The organism is Curtobacterium sp. PhB136, assembly GCF_004346855.1.
Taxonomy (GTDB): Bacteria; Actinomycetota; Actinomycetes; order Actinomycetales; family Microbacteriaceae; genus Curtobacterium.
On the sequence record NZ_SMGH01000012.1, the window covers coordinates 54635 to 71704 of the forward strand.

Annotated in this window: 20 protein-coding genes; 3 read left to right on the forward strand and 17 right to left on the reverse strand. The window is 68.8% G+C overall.

Going from position 1 to position 17070, the window contains the following annotated elements; translation table 11 throughout:
- Positions 1-42 precede the first annotated feature (42 nt).
- The 11 genes from EDF27_RS20175 to EDF27_RS19270 form a co-directional block, all read right to left on the reverse strand.
- Positions 43-933: a hypothetical protein gene (locus EDF27_RS20175; RefSeq protein WP_243698435.1), complete on the reverse strand. Its 891-nt coding sequence runs from the start codon at positions 931-933 to the stop codon at positions 43-45.
- A gap of 143 nt (positions 934-1076) precedes the next feature.
- Positions 1077-1718 carry a hypothetical protein gene (locus EDF27_RS19225; protein WP_123704901.1) on the reverse strand — a complete coding sequence of 214 codons (642 nt, stop codon included), beginning with the start codon at positions 1716-1718 and terminating at the stop codon, positions 1077-1079.
- A 17-nt stretch (positions 1719-1735) separates the two neighbouring features.
- A complete protein-coding gene (locus EDF27_RS19230; RefSeq protein ID WP_123704902.1) occupies positions 1736-2110 on the reverse strand; it encodes a hypothetical protein in 375 nt (124 codons plus the stop codon).
- Between the two features lie 4 nt (positions 2111-2114).
- Positions 2115-2558 (reverse strand): hypothetical protein, encoded by a 444-nt coding sequence (locus EDF27_RS19235; protein WP_243698436.1) that lies wholly within the window; start codon positions 2556-2558, stop codon positions 2115-2117.
- Positions 2555-2956: a TadE/TadG family type IV pilus assembly protein gene (locus EDF27_RS19240; RefSeq protein WP_123704903.1), complete on the reverse strand. Its 402-nt coding sequence runs from the start codon at positions 2954-2956 to the stop codon at positions 2555-2557. The genes EDF27_RS19235 and EDF27_RS19240 overlap by 4 nt, the downstream gene beginning before the upstream one ends.
- 43 nt (positions 2957-2999) lie before the next feature.
- A complete protein-coding gene (locus tag EDF27_RS19245) occupies positions 3000-3215 on the reverse strand; it encodes a hypothetical protein (protein ID WP_123704904.1) in 216 nt (71 codons plus the stop codon).
- Between the two features lie 19 nt (positions 3216-3234).
- Positions 3235-4128 carry a hypothetical protein gene (locus EDF27_RS19250; protein ID WP_132050623.1) on the reverse strand — a complete coding sequence of 298 codons (894 nt, stop codon included), beginning with the start codon at positions 4126-4128 and terminating at the stop codon, positions 3235-3237.
- The gene (locus EDF27_RS19255) at positions 4125-4994 is read right to left on the reverse strand and encodes a type II secretion system F family protein (protein WP_123704906.1); all 870 of its coding nucleotides are present in this window, start codon (positions 4992-4994) and stop codon (positions 4125-4127) included. The genes EDF27_RS19250 and EDF27_RS19255 overlap by 4 nt, the downstream gene beginning before the upstream one ends.
- Positions 4994-6616: an ATPase, T2SS/T4P/T4SS family gene (locus EDF27_RS19260; protein WP_132050625.1), complete on the reverse strand. Its 1623-nt coding sequence runs from the start codon at positions 6614-6616 to the stop codon at positions 4994-4996. The genes EDF27_RS19255 and EDF27_RS19260 overlap by 1 nt, the downstream gene beginning before the upstream one ends.
- Positions 6617-7453, reverse strand: a complete 837-nt coding sequence (locus EDF27_RS19265; RefSeq protein WP_123704910.1) for a hypothetical protein — start codon at positions 7451-7453, stop codon at positions 6617-6619.
- A gap of 1 nt (position 7454) precedes the next feature.
- Entirely contained in the window at positions 7455-8084 is a 630-nt protein-coding gene (locus EDF27_RS19270) for an SAF domain-containing protein (protein ID WP_165931584.1), read from the reverse strand.
- Positions 8085-8299: 215 nt separating this feature from the next.
- On the opposite strand from EDF27_RS19270, the gene EDF27_RS19275 reads away from it, so the two are divergent.
- The 3 genes from EDF27_RS19275 to EDF27_RS19285 all read left to right on the forward strand — a co-directional run bounded on the left by EDF27_RS19275 (position 8300) and on the right by EDF27_RS19285 (position 10160).
- Positions 8300-8608 (forward strand): helix-turn-helix transcriptional regulator, encoded by a 309-nt coding sequence (locus EDF27_RS19275; protein ID WP_132050627.1) that lies wholly within the window; start codon positions 8300-8302, stop codon positions 8606-8608.
- A gap of 191 nt (positions 8609-8799) precedes the next feature.
- Positions 8800-9447: a hypothetical protein gene (locus EDF27_RS19280; RefSeq protein ID WP_132050629.1), complete on the forward strand. Its 648-nt coding sequence runs from the start codon at positions 8800-8802 to the stop codon at positions 9445-9447.
- The gene (locus tag EDF27_RS19285) at positions 9444-10160 is read left to right on the forward strand and encodes a hypothetical protein (protein ID WP_132050631.1); all 717 of its coding nucleotides are present in this window, start codon (positions 9444-9446) and stop codon (positions 10158-10160) included. Before EDF27_RS19280 ends, EDF27_RS19285 begins: the two co-directional genes overlap by 4 nt.
- A gap of 7 nt (positions 10161-10167) precedes the next feature.
- Here the strand turns inward: EDF27_RS19285 and EDF27_RS19290 are convergent, their stop codons facing one another.
- The 6 genes from EDF27_RS19290 to EDF27_RS19320 are packed head-to-tail and all read right to left on the reverse strand — an operon-like array spanning position 10168 to position 17069.
- Positions 10168-11304 carry an NlpC/P60 family protein gene (locus EDF27_RS19290; RefSeq protein WP_123704920.1) on the reverse strand — a complete coding sequence of 379 codons (1137 nt, stop codon included), beginning with the start codon at positions 11302-11304 and terminating at the stop codon, positions 10168-10170.
- Complete coding sequence (locus EDF27_RS19295; RefSeq protein ID WP_123704922.1) at positions 11301-13307, reverse strand: hypothetical protein; 2007 nt, start codon at positions 13305-13307, stop codon at positions 11301-11303. Before EDF27_RS19295 ends, EDF27_RS19290 begins: the two co-directional genes overlap by 4 nt.
- Positions 13304-15868, reverse strand: a complete 2565-nt coding sequence (locus EDF27_RS20180) for an ATP-binding protein (RefSeq protein WP_243698437.1) — start codon at positions 15866-15868, stop codon at positions 13304-13306. Before EDF27_RS20180 ends, EDF27_RS19295 begins: the two co-directional genes overlap by 4 nt.
- Entirely contained in the window at positions 15868-16074 is a 207-nt protein-coding gene (locus EDF27_RS19310) for a hypothetical protein (RefSeq protein WP_132050633.1), read from the reverse strand. The genes EDF27_RS20180 and EDF27_RS19310 overlap by 1 nt, the downstream gene beginning before the upstream one ends.
- Complete coding sequence (locus EDF27_RS19315) at positions 16071-16715, reverse strand: hypothetical protein (protein ID WP_132050635.1); 645 nt, start codon at positions 16713-16715, stop codon at positions 16071-16073. Before EDF27_RS19315 ends, EDF27_RS19310 begins: the two co-directional genes overlap by 4 nt.
- A gap of 9 nt (positions 16716-16724) precedes the next feature.
- Positions 16725-17069, reverse strand: a complete 345-nt coding sequence (locus EDF27_RS19320; RefSeq protein WP_123704926.1) for a hypothetical protein — start codon at positions 17067-17069, stop codon at positions 16725-16727.
- Position 17070 lies beyond the last annotated feature (1 nt).

The following is a 17070-nucleotide window of genomic DNA, read 5'->3' on the forward strand; positions in this document are numbered from 1 at the left end:
CGAGCGCGGGCTTTTCCACGCTCGGCCGCTCCTGTACGGGCCTCATCCGTAGGTGCCGCCGTCGGGGACGGTGTTGACGCTCTGGAGCTCGCCAACGCGGACGGCCGTGGAGCTCTGCGTGTCGCGGACGGCGATCGTGCCGTCGGTGCCACCACCGGTCCAGTTCACCGTCCAGTGGCTGGTGGCGTTGACCTGGAAGGTGCCGCCCTTGGAGGTGTGCGTGTACCGGAACCCGCAGGTCGGAGAGTCGGTGGCGACCTGGTTACCCATCGCGGCCTGGTTGAACGCGGTGCCGGCGCCGCAGTTGACGGTCTGGCCGTCGCCGCTAGACCACGTGACTCCGGAGACCGACGCGGTGGCGGTGACGGTGACGCCGCCGATGGTCGCGGTCTTGGAGTACGGGCCGTACGTCAGCGGCTGCGGGTTCTCGACCCAGAGCCAGACGGGGATGCCGACCCAGGTGCGGCGGTACGGCGCGGTACCGGCGGGGTCATCGGTGTGCGTCTTGCTGGCCGGAGCCATGCCGATGTCGATGCCCTTGAGCTGGAAGGTCTTCACCAGGGCCGCCGCAGCCTGCGCGGGCGTGTACCGGTTGATGCCGGCGGGCGGGGTGTTGGACCAGAACGTGCCGCCGAAGCAGTCGCGACCGCTGCCGGCGTCAGCGCCCGGGCAGGTGCAGGTGTACCAGGCACCGGTCGCGGCGGACTCGCCCGCCTCGGGTGCGGGCTGAGGGTCGCTGAGCTTGACGTAGCCGGTGCAGTTGCCGTTCGACGACCACCAGCCATCATCGCTCTGGCAAGGGACGTCCTTGTCGTTGTAGGAGCACTTCTGCGGCCCCGGCGTGAAGTCAGCGGGCGCTCCGTCATCGCCGCCCGGCGCCGGCGCCGTCCCGCCTCCACCCGAACCACCACCGGGGGTGCCGGGAGTACCCACACCGACACTGCAGGTCGGGTTCAGAATGTCGCCTGAACATCCGCCGCTACCGCCGCCATCGGCGAACGCAGGGGCTGCAGTGATGATCGAGACCGCGACACCGATTGCGGCAAGAAGACCGGCGATGCGGTACTGCCTGCGCCTCAGCATTGCGGAGCCCCCTCACCGCTGATCGACTTCGTTTCGGCGACTTCCCACGCCTTGTCGTCGGGGATGTATTGCGTCTTGAGCTGCACTGGGAAGCGGACCGTCTCAGACTTCGGCACGACCGTCCCGTCGGCCTTCTTCGAGACCTGGTCGGAAGTGTCGAAGCACCCCTTGACGTAGACGGTGCCGTTGGGGATCTGCGTACCGTCATGGTCGATGAGCGCGCCGTACGTGGATGCAGCAGCGTCGGCGGTCCACTTCGGTGCTCCGTAGACCTTGAACTTCTGGTCTGCGATCTGCTTCGCCACGGCATGGACGGAATCGCGGGCGGTGCCGATGGCGAACTTGTCGATGCGTTCCGGGTTTGCGCCGCCGTCGTGCTGGATCTCGTACTGCACAGCGATGAAGTCCTTCACCGCCGTGGAGGCACCGCTCCAAGCCTCGTTTTGGTCCTTCGGCGCGCTGGCCGACCCCGGCTTGCCGAGGGGTGTGTAGGCCGAGGGTGTCGGGGTGGGTGTGGCGGTCTTGCTCGAGCTCGCGGTCGGGTCCGCTGCGGGGGTGCTGGTGCAGCCGGCGAGGAAGACGAGCGCGCCGATCGCGACCGCGGCAACTGGGGCGAGCCTTGGGGTGATGGTCATGTCGTGTTCCTGTTCGTTCAGTGGTCGACGAGGCGGGCGGATGCTGTTGCGTGGACCGGCATGGGGCCGACCCCGAAGCCGCCGAGGATCTTCGGCGTATACGTCTCCTGCACGGTGACGTAGACCTGGTTGTCGATGATGCTGGCACTGCCGTGGACACCGGCGGCGCTGATGTAGTTCTCCGCCGCGGTCACGGCGGCGTCGGGGCTGAGGGTGAAGGCGTCTCCGTTGACGGAGTTGCCCGTGGCCGCGTTGGTGCCGGCTCGGGCTGCTCCCTGCGCGATGGTGAGGGCCTGCTGCAGGGTCTGCGTCTTCCCGTCACCGTCGACGACGGCTCCGCCGATGACCATCATGGCGATGGCGAGGATCACCATCATCGGGATGAACTTCATGTGCTCACCGCTCTCGGTAGGGGTCGACGGGGCTTGAGGCGGTCTTGGTGATCGTCATCGAGCCGGGGATGAACGGGACGGACAGGTCCGCGGTGTTGATGCGGCAGGTGATCGTCGCGGTGACGGTCCCAGTCTGACCAAGACCGGTGCTGAGCCCGTTGCCGCCGATCGCGACGTCGAGCGAGGCGCAGTGAGCGTTGTCCCCGAGGGCGAGCTGTGCGGCTTCCTTGGCGTGAGAGACGGCGTCCGTCCCCCTCGACATGGAAGCGTCCCGCGCCGCGGCGAACGCGGCGGACTGCACGCTGTTGTCGGTGAGCCCGTACCGCCCGAGGAAGACCACGACCCCGATGATCGGGATCAGGGCGACGATCATCATGATCGTCACCGGAGGCAGGTCCTCGAGGTCGCCGCGCTCGTCGAGGAGGATGCGTCGGATGGTCCTCATCATGGTGCCGGCACCCATCGCTCGACCGGACCGGTGATCGTGCGGTGTACCGCCGGCATCTGCACGCCGGGGATCATCGACACGGCCTGGCCGGTGACGTCGACAGTCACTGTGTTGGCGGTTCGGTTCACCGACACGTTGCTGTGCTGGAGGAACCCGCCGGCTTGGTCGAGCACCTGTCGTGCTGAGGCCTGACCGGCGCCCGTCGTGGACTCGTAGGCGCGGGCGTCGTTGTACGCCGCGACGGCGGCGTTCTGGGCGACGTTGGTGCCCTGGTACCAGAGCGCGCCTTGCAGGGCCGTGAACAGCAGCAGGAAGATCACAGGCGCGATGATCGCTGACGCTGCGTAGCCGTCTTCGTCGGTCCGCAGTCGTCGTGCGATCGCGATGATGCGCTGCATGGTTCCTCCCTTCCTGATGCTGGTAGCGGTGTGGGGTGCGGGATCAGCCCGGGAGCTTGCCGAGGTAGCCGTTGACCCAGGCGACGATGGTGCCGGCGATCGCGATCGCGGCGACGGCGCCGGAGACGACCCAGATCGCCTTCCAGGCCGAGTCCTCGAGGCCGGCTTCGGCGTCTTCGGTGAGCTTGTCGAGACGCTCCTGCAGGTCGGCCTGCAGGGTGACGGTGCGACGGAGAACGGCGGTGCGGATGCGGTTCATGGTGGGTTCCTTTCGGTGGTCAGGTGGTGGTCGTGAGGAGCTGGAGGACGGCGGGGGTCATCGTGATGAGGATGATCGGCAGGAGCGAGACCGCGACCGGCCAGCCCATGTTGGAGGTGACGCGCTCGGCGGCGTCCTTGTCGTCGGCGGCGACCTGCTTGCGGAGCTTGTTGCAGGCCGCGCGGAGCTGGCTTCGGAGCCCGACGCGGGCTTCGGCGAGGCGCATCATGCGCGCCATCTCAACCAGGGCGGGGACGTCGACCTCGTCGCCGAGTCGAGCGAGGGCGTCCCACTTGGAGACTCGGCTGAGTTCGGCGACCTGGTACTCGCGGCGGATGCGCTTGAACACCCACGAGTCGGAGACGCTCGCGGCGGACTTGAGTGCGTTGTCGGCGTTGACTTCGCCGAGGAGCGCGACCGCGACGAGCTCGAGGTAGACGGTGACGAACCGGGTGAACTCGCGCTGTGCGGCCTTGGCCCGGGCGCGGACGCTGGCGTCTGGGGAGTTCCAGAGGATGAGCGCGACCACGGGTGAGAGCAGCAGCGGCAGTGCGAAGAAGTGTCCGGTGAAGAGCTGGAACAGGAACGGCAGCACCAGCGGCGCGAGGAAACCGAACACGGCGAGCTGCAGCTTCTCGCCGTAGAACTTCGCGACGGGCATTTCGAGTAGGTCGAGCTGCTTGGTCGGCGCGGACAGCCCGGGGAGGTTGGGAAGGTGCTGGTGGAGCCAGCTGCCGGCGCGCTCGAAGCCTGGCTGGCGGCCGGCGGGGCTGAGGGTGACGGTGTTGACGTCGCCGAGGCGGGCGAGGGCGTCGTCGACGCGGATCGTGCGGGAGGCACGGGTGAGGAGGAACACGGCGAGACCGGTTCCCACGAGCGCGCCGGGCAGGAACGCCAGGAGTGCGGGGTTCATCGGCGCACCTCCGTGTCGGTGATGATGATGCGCGGCTCAGGACGAGTGCGCGTGAGGGACTTGGCCCAGATCAGCAGGGCCACGAAGCCGGCGAGGATGACGGCGAGGAGGACTTGCCCGACGGGGGTGCGGTACGTCGCGATTTGCGGGGTGTGGGAGAACAGGACGATGCCGACGAGGACGATGCCCACGATGAGCGTCATGGTGCGCATGGTGCGTCGGGGCTTGTCGCGCTCGTTGTAGATCTCGAATCGCATGGCGGTCTGTACGGCGAGGTTGTCGGCGACGCCGTCGAGGGCGGTGGCGAGGCCTCCGGAGCTGAACTCAGCAGCCTGGATGAGGTAGATGGTGACTTCGTCGGCCCACGGATTGTCGAGCTCGTCGGCGAACGCTCGGAGCGCTGCGGAGCTGGACCACGAGCCGTTCATGCGCGCTGCGAGGCGGTCCACGGGCACGCGGATGATCGCCGGAGTGGAGGCCCTGGTGACGTCGACGACCTCGCGGAGGGTGAACTCGCCGGTCTCCGCCGTGGATGCCAGGGAGCGAGTCCATGCCTCGAGTGCGGAGAGGAGATCCCGTTCGCGGGTGTCCTGCTTGCCGAGCAGCAGCGGCAGGCCGATCACCGCGGCGGGGACGACGACCAGCAGCAGGATGATGCCGGAGATCGCCGCGGCGACGACGCCGGCGATGAGGCCGAGCACGATCGTGTTCTTCGTCCGGCGCGACACCGCCTTCCAGCGCTGCGCCAGGGTCGGGCCGGAGGTCTTTTTCGAGACCGGCTTCGGGGGTGCCGGGCGGAAGGCGCGGACGAGCAGGATGATCCCGGCGACGAAGACGGCGCCGGCGAGAGCTGCGAGGAGCGCCATCATTCCTCCCACAGGATCTCGGGGTTGAGCCCGTTGCGGCGGAACGTCTGCTCGAGCTCGGGCGACGGGCGGTGCTTCTCGTAGGTCTCGTGGTCGTAGTTCCACTTGATCAGCGGGGACGCCAGCGGCGTCTGCCCGTCGCCGCCGGGGCGCGGGATGACTTCGGCGATCTCCGAGACGATTCGGCGGCGGGTGCCGTCGCCGTTCGGGATGGTGTCGAGGTACACGACGATCTGGATCGTGCGCAGGATCTGGCGCAGCGGAACGATGTCGCTGCTGAGGCCCTGCTCGCTCATGAGCACGTCCGCGAAGCGGTGGAGCGCGTCGTTGGCGTTGCGGGCGTGGATCGTCGACAGGGACCCCTTGCCGGCGAGCATCGCCTTGATCGCGACCGGGCCTTCCGGTCCGCGGATCTCGCCGAAGAGGATGCGCTGGGCGGAGACGCGCAGCGACTGCAGGAACGCGTCCTCGAGGCTGTACGGGACGGCGAGGTCGCCGGTGCCGACGGTCGACGGCAGGTACTGCAGGTCGGTGACCTGACGGTGCCGTTCCGGGTTCTTGCCGAGGTAGAGCTCGCGTTCCGTCTCGATCGTCGCGATCTTCTCGTCGGGGTGCACCGCGGACATGAGCGCGCGGAGGAAGGTCGTCTTGCCGGCCGCGGGGTAGCCGGCGACCAGGATGCACTGGTTCGCTTCGACGGCGGCGCTGAGGATGCCGGCGCCAGCCTTCGGGAGCGAGCCGAGCTGCACCATGCCAGGCAGGTCGATGTCGACGAGGTTGTGCTTGCGGAAGGTGAGGTCCGGCAGTGAGGTGATCGCGGAGCCGGTACCGGAGAACCGGACGCCGCCGATGTCGAGGTCGATGTGCCCGTTGGGGCGGGCGAACACGCGGCCACGGGCGGAGGCCAGGTCGGCGACCATCCGGAGGAGGTCGTCGTTGCTCTCGGCCATCGGGCGGCGTGCTTCACGGCGACCGTCGGTCTTGGTCACCATGACGTTGTCGTAGCCGACCACGGTGATGTCTTCGACGTCGGGCTCGCGCAGGAACTGCTGGAACCGGCCGTACCGGAACGCAGTGTCGAACATCGCCTGCACGTGCCGTTCGATGCGACCCGTGTCCCAGTCGCGGTCCGGGCCGTGGTTGACGACCTCGTACTGCACGTGCCGCTCCGTACGCCGGCGCATCTCTGCCAGCGCCTCTTCCTCGAACTCCGTCTCCGGGCCGACGGAGGCGATCGCGACGTTGAAGTCCGCTCGGGAGCGCGTCGCCGAGTCCAGGAGGTTCAGCTCCTTGACGTGCTCGTCGACGAGCCGCCAGTTGACGTCGTCGGCGTCACGGTCGTGGGTCTCCACAAGCGAGCTGCGTGCTCGGTCTCGACGCATGAACTCGGGGATGGGAGCGGGGAGCTCTTCGGGCTGCTCGAGCTGCTCGGGCGACGCGGGGATCGGGTCGACCAGGTGCAGCCGGGCGCCGCTGGCGGCGGCGAAGAGGTGCGCGCGACCGTCGGCACGGCCAGTCTCGGTGGGTTCCGGGCTGGCGGGCGCGATGTTCGGGTCTGCCGCGAGATCGGCCAGAAACGGTCGCTGGCTGATGCTGATCTGGGGGGTCTGCTCGTCGGCCACTCAGCCCACCACCTTCCGGTCGAGATCTGCTGTCGTCTGTTCGTCGAGGGCGGCCACGGCCCGGCGGACTGCCTGGCGGTAGGCGTTGCGCTGGGGCTTGGCGTCAGGGCGGCCGAGCGAGAACACGGCGGCGCCGTCGGGGTCCCAGGGCAGCTCGGCGAGGACGGGCAGCACGTTGCGGCCGAAGTCGCTGGCGGGGATGGCTTCGTAGCGGGACTCGGTCAGCACCAGCCGGTACTTCTCCGCACGACCCACGCCCTGCAGGCGCTCGGCGAAGTCCGGGAGTTCGGCGCGGCGGTAGATCCGGTTGAGGTCGACCATCGTGCTCTCGGAGAAGACAGTGACGCGGTCTGCGGAATCGAGCAGCGGCAGTCGGATGTCCTCGTGAGCAACCCGTCCGAGATCCACGATCACGTCGATGCCGGCTTCGCTGATCGCGCGGAACAGGTGCGGGAACCGCGCCCACATGCGGCGGACGCCGTCGACAATGCTGAGCTTGTGGAAGCCGGGGACGACCCACATCCGATGACCGTTGGGCAACGCCGGGATCGCCTGCGGAAGCTCCGGGAGCTCGTGCACGGCGATCGACAGCCCGCTCTCGGGCGTGATGAGGTCCTGCCAGGTGAGCACGTTGCGGGAGTAGGCGACGGCCACCTTGTCCAAGCCCCCGGCACTCGGGTGCAGGTTCGAGCGGAAGAAGCCCGTCATCGCGGACGTCGCGTTGGCGGTCTCGGCTTCGAACACGATCACCGGGCGCGGCCAGTGCACCGCGAACGCGAACGCCGCGGTCGTGACCCCGGGAGAGCCTGCGAATGAGGCGAAGGCGTGGACGGCCATGTCAGTCCTCCGCCGCTGCGAGGTAGATCGCAACCTGTCCGGCCGCCGCGCGGCTGGTGACGTCAGCGGCGTTCTTCGCGTTGATGTAGACGTCGACGATCGTCGTCCCGGAGGACTGGCTGGTACGGGACGCGGAGACGACGCCCTGGATGGGTGCGTCGTTGCTCTTCACCGCGGAACCGGAACCGTCCGTCGCAGCGATGGGGACGACCTCGATGCGGTCCCCCGCGACGAGCTGCTGCGCCGGGAGCTGCGCCGGCTTGAGCGAGAGCCCGACGAGGGCCTGCCCGCCCGGGACGGGCAGCGCCGAAGCGACCGCCGATCGGGTGACGAGGCTGCCCTCCGGGAGGTCGACCGTGGCGACCTTCCCGATGAGGGTGCTCGCGTCCGTCGACGCGACGCCGGCGGTGCGCTGCCCTGCGGCGACGTCGATGGTCGTGAGGTCGTCCTTGGTGATGGTGTCGCCGCGGTCGATGCTCTTGGCAACCACGAACACCTGCTGGGTGTGCGACGACGACGAGTAGATGAAGACGCTGGCGACACCGCCGACGATGATGAGCGCGGCCGCACCCGCGGCGTACACCCACGACCGGCGCGTGCGCACCGGCGCGATCGCGCCGTCGCTCCTCACCGGTACGTCGGTTGCGGTTCCTGTCGCTGTAGCCACGTCATTCCCTCCGAATGGGTCTCTACCTATGAGAGGTGCATCTGCAGGCATGAACCGGGACAAATCAGTTCCCGAGCCGCGAGACGCCCCTCCGTTGACCGGGCAGGGCCCGCTGTTCTTCTACTTACCAAGCTATGGTATTTACCAAGCCTTGGCAAGTACCTCCGTAGACTGGGGCGATGCCCGATGGCCTGAACGAAGCCCCCTCCCTCGAGGAGGCCTGCGCCGTGGTGTCGGGGACGCCAGCGCGCATCCGTGTCCTGCGCGTGGTCATGGACAGCACCGAGGTCACGGCTAACGAGGTCATGGCAAGCACCGGGCTCTCCCGGAACGCTGCCGGCCACCACCTGAGCGCACTCCTCGAGGCCGGCGCCATCCGGCAGCGACGCACGACGCACTCCAGGGGCTCAGGCTCGGTCATCTACTGGTCTGCGGACGTCGACGTGATCCACGCGATTCGCGACACTTTGAGCTCTCACCTGACATGACCCCCCTTCTGGTGTCAATATTACAGAAGTGACCCGCTCGTTCTACCCCGCGGGCACATGTCTATACCGATCTGTCCACGCCCGCGCTCGCCGAGGAGGCTTCCGTGTCCGTTGGCGCGAATGCATTCAGGCGCTGGGCCGCTGAGGCCGGGCTGCCGGAGAGCATGGCGCCCTTGGCTCGGGCAGCTGGTGTGAGCCGCACGACGTTGAGCGCGCAGCTGTTGCGGGGCCGGGTTCGGGAGAGCGTGATCATCCAGGCGAGCAGGGCGCTGGATCTCGATCCGGTGGAGTCCCTGTCGGCGTTCGACGAGTACGACGACCTGGCTGCAGGAGTGCGGCCTCCGCTGCAGGTCGAGGTGTTGTCGCAGGTGACGTTGAACGATGCGATGACGGAGCTCTTGGCGCGGCGGGATGACCGTCGCAGGGATCTGCTGCGTCCGCCTCGTCAGTGGGAGAACCCGCCGCAGCATGACTCGGTGCGCAACTGGATCGACGCGGTCGACCCCGGGAGCATTCGGCAGTCGTTGAGTGAGCGGTTCGCCGTGTCGCCGTCGAATCTCGCGACGGCGATCACCGAGAACAAGTTGCGTCCTCGGCAGCTCGTCGAGGCGGCTCGGATCGCACAGACGTCATTGACGAGCGGGCTGGCGGCGGCGGGGGTGCTCACGTTGGCGGAGGCCGGGTGGCCGGACGGGGCTCGTGAGTACACGCTCGGTCGGCTCCGGGATGTGGCGCTCATCGAACTGGTGCAGGCTCGTCTTGCGGGCACTCTCCGGGGAGCTCGCCGGCGGGCCTCTGATGAGGATGCCGCGCGACGAATTCAGAGCACGTTGGGTTGAGCATGGTGATCGGGTATCTCATCGTCGTGGTGTTGGCGGCGCTTGCGCTGACGCGCCTTCCGTCGGCCTTGGCTGGCCGGAACCTCACCGTGGTGTTGTCGGCTGTGACGATCGTGGCGGCGTTCGCGCTGATCACGCCGGCCGTCTACTCGGGGCTGGGACGACTGATCCCGGTTCCGAACGGGGTCGACCTGGTGGCGAAGCTGCTGCTGTTCACCGGTCTGCTGCTGGCTGGCAGTGCGGTTGCGCGGGCGTACGGCGCACCGCGGACGCAGCGGCTGGTGTCGGGGTTGCCGGGCGCCGCGGTGTTCATCGTGCTCATGCTCGCGGAGGTCGCGGTGTTCGCCGTGGTGCACACCGGGCGGCTCGCGCCGGATCTCGCGGGCGATCTCGGGAACCCGCTCGTGCGCGTCTACTCGACGCTCGCGACGGCATACCCGGCGTACATCGCGCTGCTGCTGGTGCCGCTTGTGCGCCGTGGCCTGTCGAGCGGGGAGCTGAGCGCTCGCATGACATCGCGGTTCCTGCTGGTGGGGTTCCTGCTGGCGTTGCTGCGGTTCGTCGTCGCGTTGGTGACCCTTGTGGTGCCGGCGGCGTACTACCCGGGTCAGGTCATCAGCGGTGTCGCGGCGATCGCCGTCGCGGCCGGCCTGGCATGCGCGTTCTTCGCCCGTGTCGGGCGTGAACGCCGCACGCAGCGTCAGTTCACCTGACCGCCGGTCACCAGGTGCCGTCGCCGATCGCGTTGACGCGCCAGAAGGTCGGTCCGGTGCCGCCGATGGTGAACTGGTAGCTCTTCGCGTGCGTGAGCTTGCGACCCCAGTCGGGTGAGTGGATGAGCCCGCCCTTGCCGTCGTAGATCCCGATGTGGTGTCCGACCCAGGCGACCAGGTCGCCCGCTTGGGCTTCGGACGCGGGGATCTGGTGCGCTTGGGCGAGCTGACCGGAGACGACTGGGCTGGGCAGATCGATGCCGAGCACCTGGTGGTACATGTAGTAGACGAATCCGGTGCAGCACCATCCGGCCGTGGGGCTGCCGGCTGAGCCGCATGCGCCGGAGTAGGGCACCTTGCCGACGTACTGCTCGGCGTAGGCGACCATGTCGGCGCCGGTCTTGCCGTTCGGCGAGGACCAGGACGCGTTCTCGGTTCCGCCACCCCCGCCGGTACCGCTCCCGCCTCCGCTCGAGCAGCCACCGCCGTTGCTGGTGGCCTGGGAGACGGTGTCTGCGGTGACGGTGACGCCCTGGTCGCTCATGAGGGACGCTGCGGCGGTCTCCCACTTCGCGTACGCCTTCGGGAACCCGGAGACCTGTACGGCCTGCGCGGCGTCGTTGAGGCTGAGATCCTGCCAGTTCGCGACGTCGAGCAGGCCCTTGGGGGTGCCGTGGTTCGGGCCGAGCGGCCCGCCGTAGAACGCCTTGGCTTCGTACGTCGGGTCCTGGCGCTGTTCGAGCGAGCCCCAGTTGGCGCGCTGCTGGAAGATCCCGACCGAGTCCCGGTCGCCGTGGTCGAGGTTCCGCAGGCCGGACTCCTGCAGCGCGGTCATGAGCGCGACCTGGATGCCGCGGGAGGGGACGTTGAGGCCACGACCGACGGCGATGATCGTGCCGGCGTTGTCGCGTTGCTCCCGGGTGAACTTCACCGTCTTGCCGTCTCCGGCGTCGACGGGCGTCGTGTCGCCGGCCGTGGTGGTGCCTCCACCCCCTCCGATCCCGGGGGCGGTGCAACCGAGCGCGGCCGGTGAGCCGGTGAGCAGCTGCAGGGAGCTGGTGACCACCAGGCCGGTGATGCCCAGGACTGGCACGAGGACGACGACCAGGCCTGCGGCCACGATCGCGGCGACCTTCTTGTTCATGCGGACGCTCCGGTCTGTGCAGCCTGGGCGGCACGCTCGAGGGCAGCTCGGACGGGCGACTGTGCCACCTGCGCCGGCCGGGCGCGGGTGATGCGGTACACGCCGCTGCTGTCGGTGGTTGCTGGTGCGATTCGTCCGACTCCGGACGGGTCGACCACGATCTGGCGGCCGAACGGGACGGCGCCGGAGGTGGGAGTCGATACCGGGCGGGGGCCGGGGATGGACGCACTCGAGGTGAGGCCGGGGGTCTGCGCGACGCCGCCGTGCGCCACCTTCCGGTCGAGCACCTTGCCCGCGACCGAGGGCATGGTGCTGAGGGCCTGGCGCTGCAGCACCTTCTTACCGCCGATCTGCATCGCCTTCATCGCGACGGCGGAGGTGCCACCGGTGGATGCTGCGGCCACGAGCTGTCCTGCGGTCGCGGCGGACCGAACCGCGGTGGAGACGGCGCTGCCGGGGCGACGAGCGGAGGGTGTCGCGGTGAGGTGTCCGGCGTCGAGCGAGCTCGGTGCCGGCGCCGCTGGCAGCTCGGGCTTCGGGCGGGGCCGGGAGAGGCGGTTTGCGGCGTACCGGCCGGCGGTGCGGAGGGTCTCGGCCTTGATCGGCGAGAGCGGCTGCCGCTGGCCCGAGCCGACGCGGTTGCCGAGCGTCGCGAGCCACTTCGCGAGGTTCTTTCCCGATCGACGGGCTGCGAAGAAGGCCCAGAAGAGCGTGATGATCAGCGCGATTACGAAGATGTCGATGATCGTGGTCTGCGCGACGATCGACAGACCCGCGTCGGAGACGGCCTTCATGACGGACCCGAGGATCTTGAGGTACGCGGCGAGCATGACGATCGACACCGCGAGGGAGAACGCCCCGACGTACATCCCGACCCACGAGCGCCAGAGGGCCTCGCGGGCGACGCCGGGCAGCATCGCGGCGTAGACGTTGACCATCAGCTTCGAGGCGTTCATCAGGGCGTAGATGACGGCGACCATCGTGATCAGCGCCATCGCCAGCGCGATGAGGAGCAGCGTGCCGCTCCCTCCCTGGATTGAGAGCGTCGTGAGGATCTGGGAGGTGCTCGGGTGCGTGACGTACTCCTGAGCGTCCTTGTCGCACTTGCCGACGGCGTCACGGACGTTGGTCGAGCTGCTGTCGAACGCGGAGGCGTTCTTCATCTGCTGGGTGAAGGTGGTGTCGCACTCCCCCGACAGTGCGTGGCCGAAGGCGATCTCCTGCGCGGGGATGCGCACGAACACGTCGATCAGGCCGCCCATCAGCGACTGGGAGATCAGGTCTTTCGCCTGGTCCTTATCCGGGGTGCCGGTGGGGTCGGCGCCGTCGGTGGAGAGCACGCTGACGGAGAGGTTCGCGCCAGTGGACTCGGCCCAGGTGAGTGCACCGTGCTCGCCGGTCAGCGCGGCGACCGGGTTGGCGAGTGCTCCGGTGGCGAGGACGAAGCACAGGACGGAGACGCCGAGGTCGACGGCGCCCTTGGCGAACTTGCCGAACGCAACAGCGCAGCCGAAGACGAGGCCGGCGACGGCGAGGGCGACCGGTGCCCATCCGAACTGGGACAGCACGGACTGGATGGTGTCGGCGATCGCGCCGACCGGCGTCGCGATCCAGTCCACCCAGGTGAACTCGAGCAGGAACGACAGCAGCCAGAGGCACCACGAGAAGCTCGCGAGGTTGATGGTCCAGAGCAGGTCGATGACCCAGGAGATCGCGGTCTTCTGCGGGTGCCACACGTCGCCGCGATCGAGCGGCAGGATCGTGTACCGCCACAGCGGGACCCCGTTGGAGTCCTTGAGGTCGCTCGGCGGCATGTAGGGCGGGGCCGAGGAGTTGGCGGAGCCGTCGGCGTACGCGGCGGGCACAGCGAGGATCGCCGAGATCAGCCAGCAGAGCACGAGGGCGAGCAGCATCGCGGTCTTGGGGTGGCGGCAGGCCCACCACCAGAGCCGACGGGCTCGAGCGCGAGCGGTCCGGAACCCGGACAGGGCAAAGGTGATCATGCGGACACCCGCTCCTCCGTGATGACGCTCTTCGATGGCGTGGAGAGCACCGCCTTGCGACGGTCGGGCTCCTGCGGAAGAGCGACGCGGATCTTGCCCATGCGGCCCTGGATGTCGAGGTAGAGCGCTTCGCCGCGGCGGTCGGGGGCGACGTACCCGTCGGGGCCGATCGGCGAGAGATCCTTCGTGACGATGTTGACCATCGCCGGGTCCTGCCCGAGCCCTTCGTGGAACCAGTCGAGGTTGCCGGCGGCGAGCCCCTGGTCGGTCTGACGCATCACGACGCGGGTCTTGATCATGCCGCGGGAGAGCTCGTCGCCGAAGTCGTGAGCGTCCTGGCTGGCGACGGCGACGCCGGCCTTGTGCTTGCGGCCGTCGCGGTAGAAGATCTTGAGCTGCTGCTGCCCCTCCGGCGAGGCGGTGACGTGGAAGACCTCGTCGACGGCGAACACGGCGAGCTCGTTGTCGTCCGCGAAGCACACCTGCCGACTGATGGTCACCAGCAGCGCGTACATCGCCCGACCGAAGAGCTTCTCGATCGGCATCTCATCGAAGAGCTTCGGGTTGTTGATCTCGTCCGCCTCCGGCAGCGCAACGCCGTGGGTGAGGAACGCGATCGCCCGCTTGGACAGGTCCAGCGCCGGCAGATCGGAGTCGAACAGCACCTTCCCGAAGTGCTTGTCGACGTAGAGGCCCATCAGGTCCGCGAGGGTCTCGGCCTGGTCGTCGCCGCCCTTGCCGAGCTCCTGCAGGTGCCGGTAGAGGGCGCCCATCGACGTGAGCTCGTGCTCGGTGGCGTACTCGGGGCCGAGCACCTTCGACAGCCGTGCACCCTCCCGAGACCGCGCCGGCACACCGAGAAGGGCCGACATGAGCGTCTGCGCTGCAGCTGCGCCCTCGCGGGCACCGAAGATGCGCAGCGGGTCCAGCGACCAGAGCGGATCGGTGAGATCCACCACCGCGGTCTGCTTCTTCGCGAGCGTCTCGGCGAACTTGGCGTACTCCTTGAGCACCGTGCGGTCGATGAGCACGATGCGGGCACCGCGGTCGAAGTTGGCGCCGAGCACGCTCTTGAGCGCCGTCGTCTTGCCCGCACCGGGCTCGGCGGCGAACGCGATCGATGCGGAGACGTCGGCGAGGACGTGCGACTCGAAGTCGAGCAGCACCGGGCGTTCGGTCCCGGAGGTGACGTTGTGGGCGAACAGCATCCCGGTCGGGTCGCCGAGGTCGGTGGAGGTCATCGGCACCATCGTGGAGAACATCGCGCCGGAGGTGATCTCGACGAACTCGCGGACCTGGCGGGAGGTCGGGACGCCGGGCTGCATGCCCCACCAGAGCGCCTCCTGCGCGCCGAGCGGGATGTCGAACGTGAAGTCGATGCCCTTGAAGTCCTTCTGCAGGAACTGGGCGCGAGATCGTGCTTCCTCGGCGGTGGGAGCGCCGATGGCGAGAACCATCGTCGCCTGGATCTCGACCTCCTTGTCCGACCGGTTCAGAGCCGCGTGGTACTCCGCCAGCGTCGCGGCGGTCTCCGACAGAGCGCCGCCTGATCCGGTGATCGCTGCGGTCCCGTCCTGCTGGTCCAGCTGGTCGGTGAGGTTGATCTCGGCGCGCTTGTTGCGGCGGGCGGCGTCGCGACCGGCGAGGACGTTGAGCCGGAGCGCCCAGTCCGCCTCGACGCCGAGCTCGTCGATCCGTCCGACCCAGTCGACGGCGGGGGTCTCCCAGCCGCCCTTCGGGGTGCCGGCGAGGGCGAGCAGCACCTGGTACGACGTGCTGTCTTCCCGCAGGTTCTGCACCTTGACGTAGCGGCGGCAGAACGGGTCGAACTTCTCGAGCTTGTTCGTGATGTCGCTCTGGCCGCCCTCGTCGATGACCGGGTTCGGGAACACGGCGGCGGAGGCGACGCGCTGCGGGAGCTCGTCGACGCCGTACTGCTGTGCGACGCCGCCGAGGGTGCGCCCGGTCTGGTCCGGCGCTGCGAGGTCGAGACCGAGGCCGCGGGTCTGCGAGTGCGCGGCGATCCACACCTGTTCGGCGACGGTGGAGCGGTGCGGCTCGAACGCGGCGGGCAGCTGCTCTTCGATCTTCCCGGCGGCCTGGAGTGCGGCGAGGATCTCCTTCGGCGTCGGCGGGCGCATCGGCAGCGAGAGCAGGTCGCGTGCGGCGACCTCCGAGCTGCGACGGGCGGTCGCTGCCGGGCCGCCGACACGCAGCGGCGCACACAGCCAGAACTCCCGCTTACCGAGGGGCCGCTCGGCGAGGGCATCGAGGGTGAGCATGGTTTCCATCGCCCATGCCGGGCTCTCGTTCATGTCGACGTTGGCGAGCATGCGGTTCACGATCGAGATCGGGTCGAGGTCCGCGGTGAGGCCGAGGAGCAGGTACTCCCCTCGGATCGACTGGAACAGATCCTGGTGGTACGCCTGCGACCAGGCCTGCTTCTGGCTGCTCCCGAAGCCCTTCGCGAGCCCGTTGAGCCGCCAGGTGGCCCACACGGTCCCGCTGCGGGTCCACATCAGGTGCCCCGTCATCGCGATGGCTGGCAGTCGGTTCACCATCAGAGCGCCTCCACCGTCGAGCCGGCGGCCGGACCGAAGTCGGCAACTGACTGTCGAATGCTGATCTCGCGCCGTTGCCGGGCGAGACGAGCGCACCGCTCGATCTCGGAGCGTCCGGCCGCGGACTGGAGCAGGTGCCACCCTCCATCGATTGCGATCGGCTCCGGGGTGGGCTGTGCGGCCGCGGACTGGTCCATGTTTGTCACTGGGATTCCTTTCGACGGGCCTGCTCGAGCAGGCGCTCGACGCCGGTCGCGTAGCTGCGACGGATCGGGATGACGTTCGAGGGCAGCTCGGCGTCGGTGGCTGGGGCGGCTTCGGGTTCGACTGCGGCCTTGATTGCGGCGATGGCCGATGCCGGTACCGGTACTGCGGCGGCGAGTGCGGTGGGTTCCGCGACCACCGGCGGCACGGCTGCGACTGCGGCGGTCGCGACCTGGACGCCAGGCTCCAGCTGCATGAGGACAGTCCCGGCGACCCGGTGGGGGCGAGCGATGCTGATCCGTCGGCCCTGGTAGGTGCCCAGGTCCGGCAGCGACAGCGCCGTGCCGAAGTCGGACGCGAGGTCCATGAGCCGGCGGCGGGTGGAGGGGATCTTGCCGGTCGCCCAGGTCGATCCGAAGGCGACACCGGCGAGGACCGTCATCCGGACGAGCGGGTACAGGCCCGCGCCCCAAAGGCCGGTGGTCTTGTACCCGATCCACAGCACGATCCCGCCGACCACGATCTGCGTCAGCGTGTACGGGCCGCCCGGGATGCGGGCGCCGTTGATCTTGCCGATGAGGACCGGGATGCGGCGTGCGGCGGTGTAGAACCGCGCGACGTTGGGAGTGTGCTGTTCGGACATCGGCGTGGATCAGCTCCCCAGCTGGTCCTTGAACTGGTTGCCCAGCCAGATCGTCCCGCCGCCGCCGACGGCGAAGGCGATGAGCGCGCCGACGAACAGGCCCTGGATGATGCCGCCCATCGCCCAGCTCTTCTTGATCGCGATCGCGAAGAAGGCGATCAGGCCGATGATGCCGCCGGCGACGATGATGAGCGCCTTGAACTGGTTGAGCTGGTCGTTCGCGGTGGTGATGATCCCGCCGGCGAGGACAGGGCCAGTGGCGTCGCTGACGGCGACGATGGCTCGGACGGACAGGCGGGTGGTCGCGTCGGCGACGCCGGTGACCGCCGTGGTGGCGAGCGCGGTGATGGACATG

Coding starts and splice junctions, on each gene's coding strand:
- EDF27_RS19225 (WP_123704901.1), bottom strand. CDS start 1,718: ATGACCATCACCCCAAGGCTCGCCCCAGTTGCCGCGGTCGCGATCGGC.
- EDF27_RS19230 (WP_123704902.1), bottom strand. CDS start 2,110: ATGAAGTTCATCCCGATGATGGTGATCCTCGCCATCGCCATGATGGTC.
- EDF27_RS19235 (WP_243698436.1), bottom strand. CDS start 2,558: ATGATGAGGACCATCCGACGCATCCTCCTCGACGAGCGCGGCGACCTC.
- EDF27_RS19240 (WP_123704903.1), bottom strand. CDS start 2,956: ATGCAGCGCATCATCGCGATCGCACGACGACTGCGGACCGACGAAGAC.
- EDF27_RS19245 (WP_123704904.1), bottom strand. CDS start 3,215: ATGAACCGCATCCGCACCGCCGTTCTCCGTCGCACCGTCACCCTGCAG.
- EDF27_RS19250 (WP_132050623.1), bottom strand. CDS start 4,128: ATGAACCCCGCACTCCTGGCGTTCCTGCCCGGCGCGCTCGTGGGAACC.
- EDF27_RS19255 (WP_123704906.1), bottom strand. CDS start 4,994: ATGGCGCTCCTCGCAGCTCTCGCCGGCGCCGTCTTCGTCGCCGGGATC.
- EDF27_RS19265 (WP_123704910.1), bottom strand. CDS start 7,453: ATGGCCGTCCACGCCTTCGCCTCATTCGCAGGCTCTCCCGGGGTCACG.
- EDF27_RS19275 (WP_132050627.1), top strand. CDS start 8,300: ATGCCCGATGGCCTGAACGAAGCCCCCTCCCTCGAGGAGGCCTGCGCC.
- EDF27_RS19290 (WP_123704920.1), bottom strand. CDS start 11,304: ATGAACAAGAAGGTCGCCGCGATCGTGGCCGCAGGCCTGGTCGTCGTC.
- EDF27_RS19295 (WP_123704922.1), bottom strand. CDS start 13,307: ATGATCACCTTTGCCCTGTCCGGGTTCCGGACCGCTCGCGCTCGAGCC.
- EDF27_RS20180 (WP_243698437.1), bottom strand. CDS start 15,868: ATGGTGAACCGACTGCCAGCCATCGCGATGACGGGGCACCTGATGTGG.
- EDF27_RS19315 (WP_132050635.1), bottom strand. CDS start 16,715: ATGTCCGAACAGCACACTCCCAACGTCGCGCGGTTCTACACCGCCGCA.
- EDF27_RS19320 (WP_123704926.1), bottom strand. CDS start 17,069: ATGTCCATCACCGCGCTCGCCACCACGGCGGTCACCGGCGTCGCCGAC.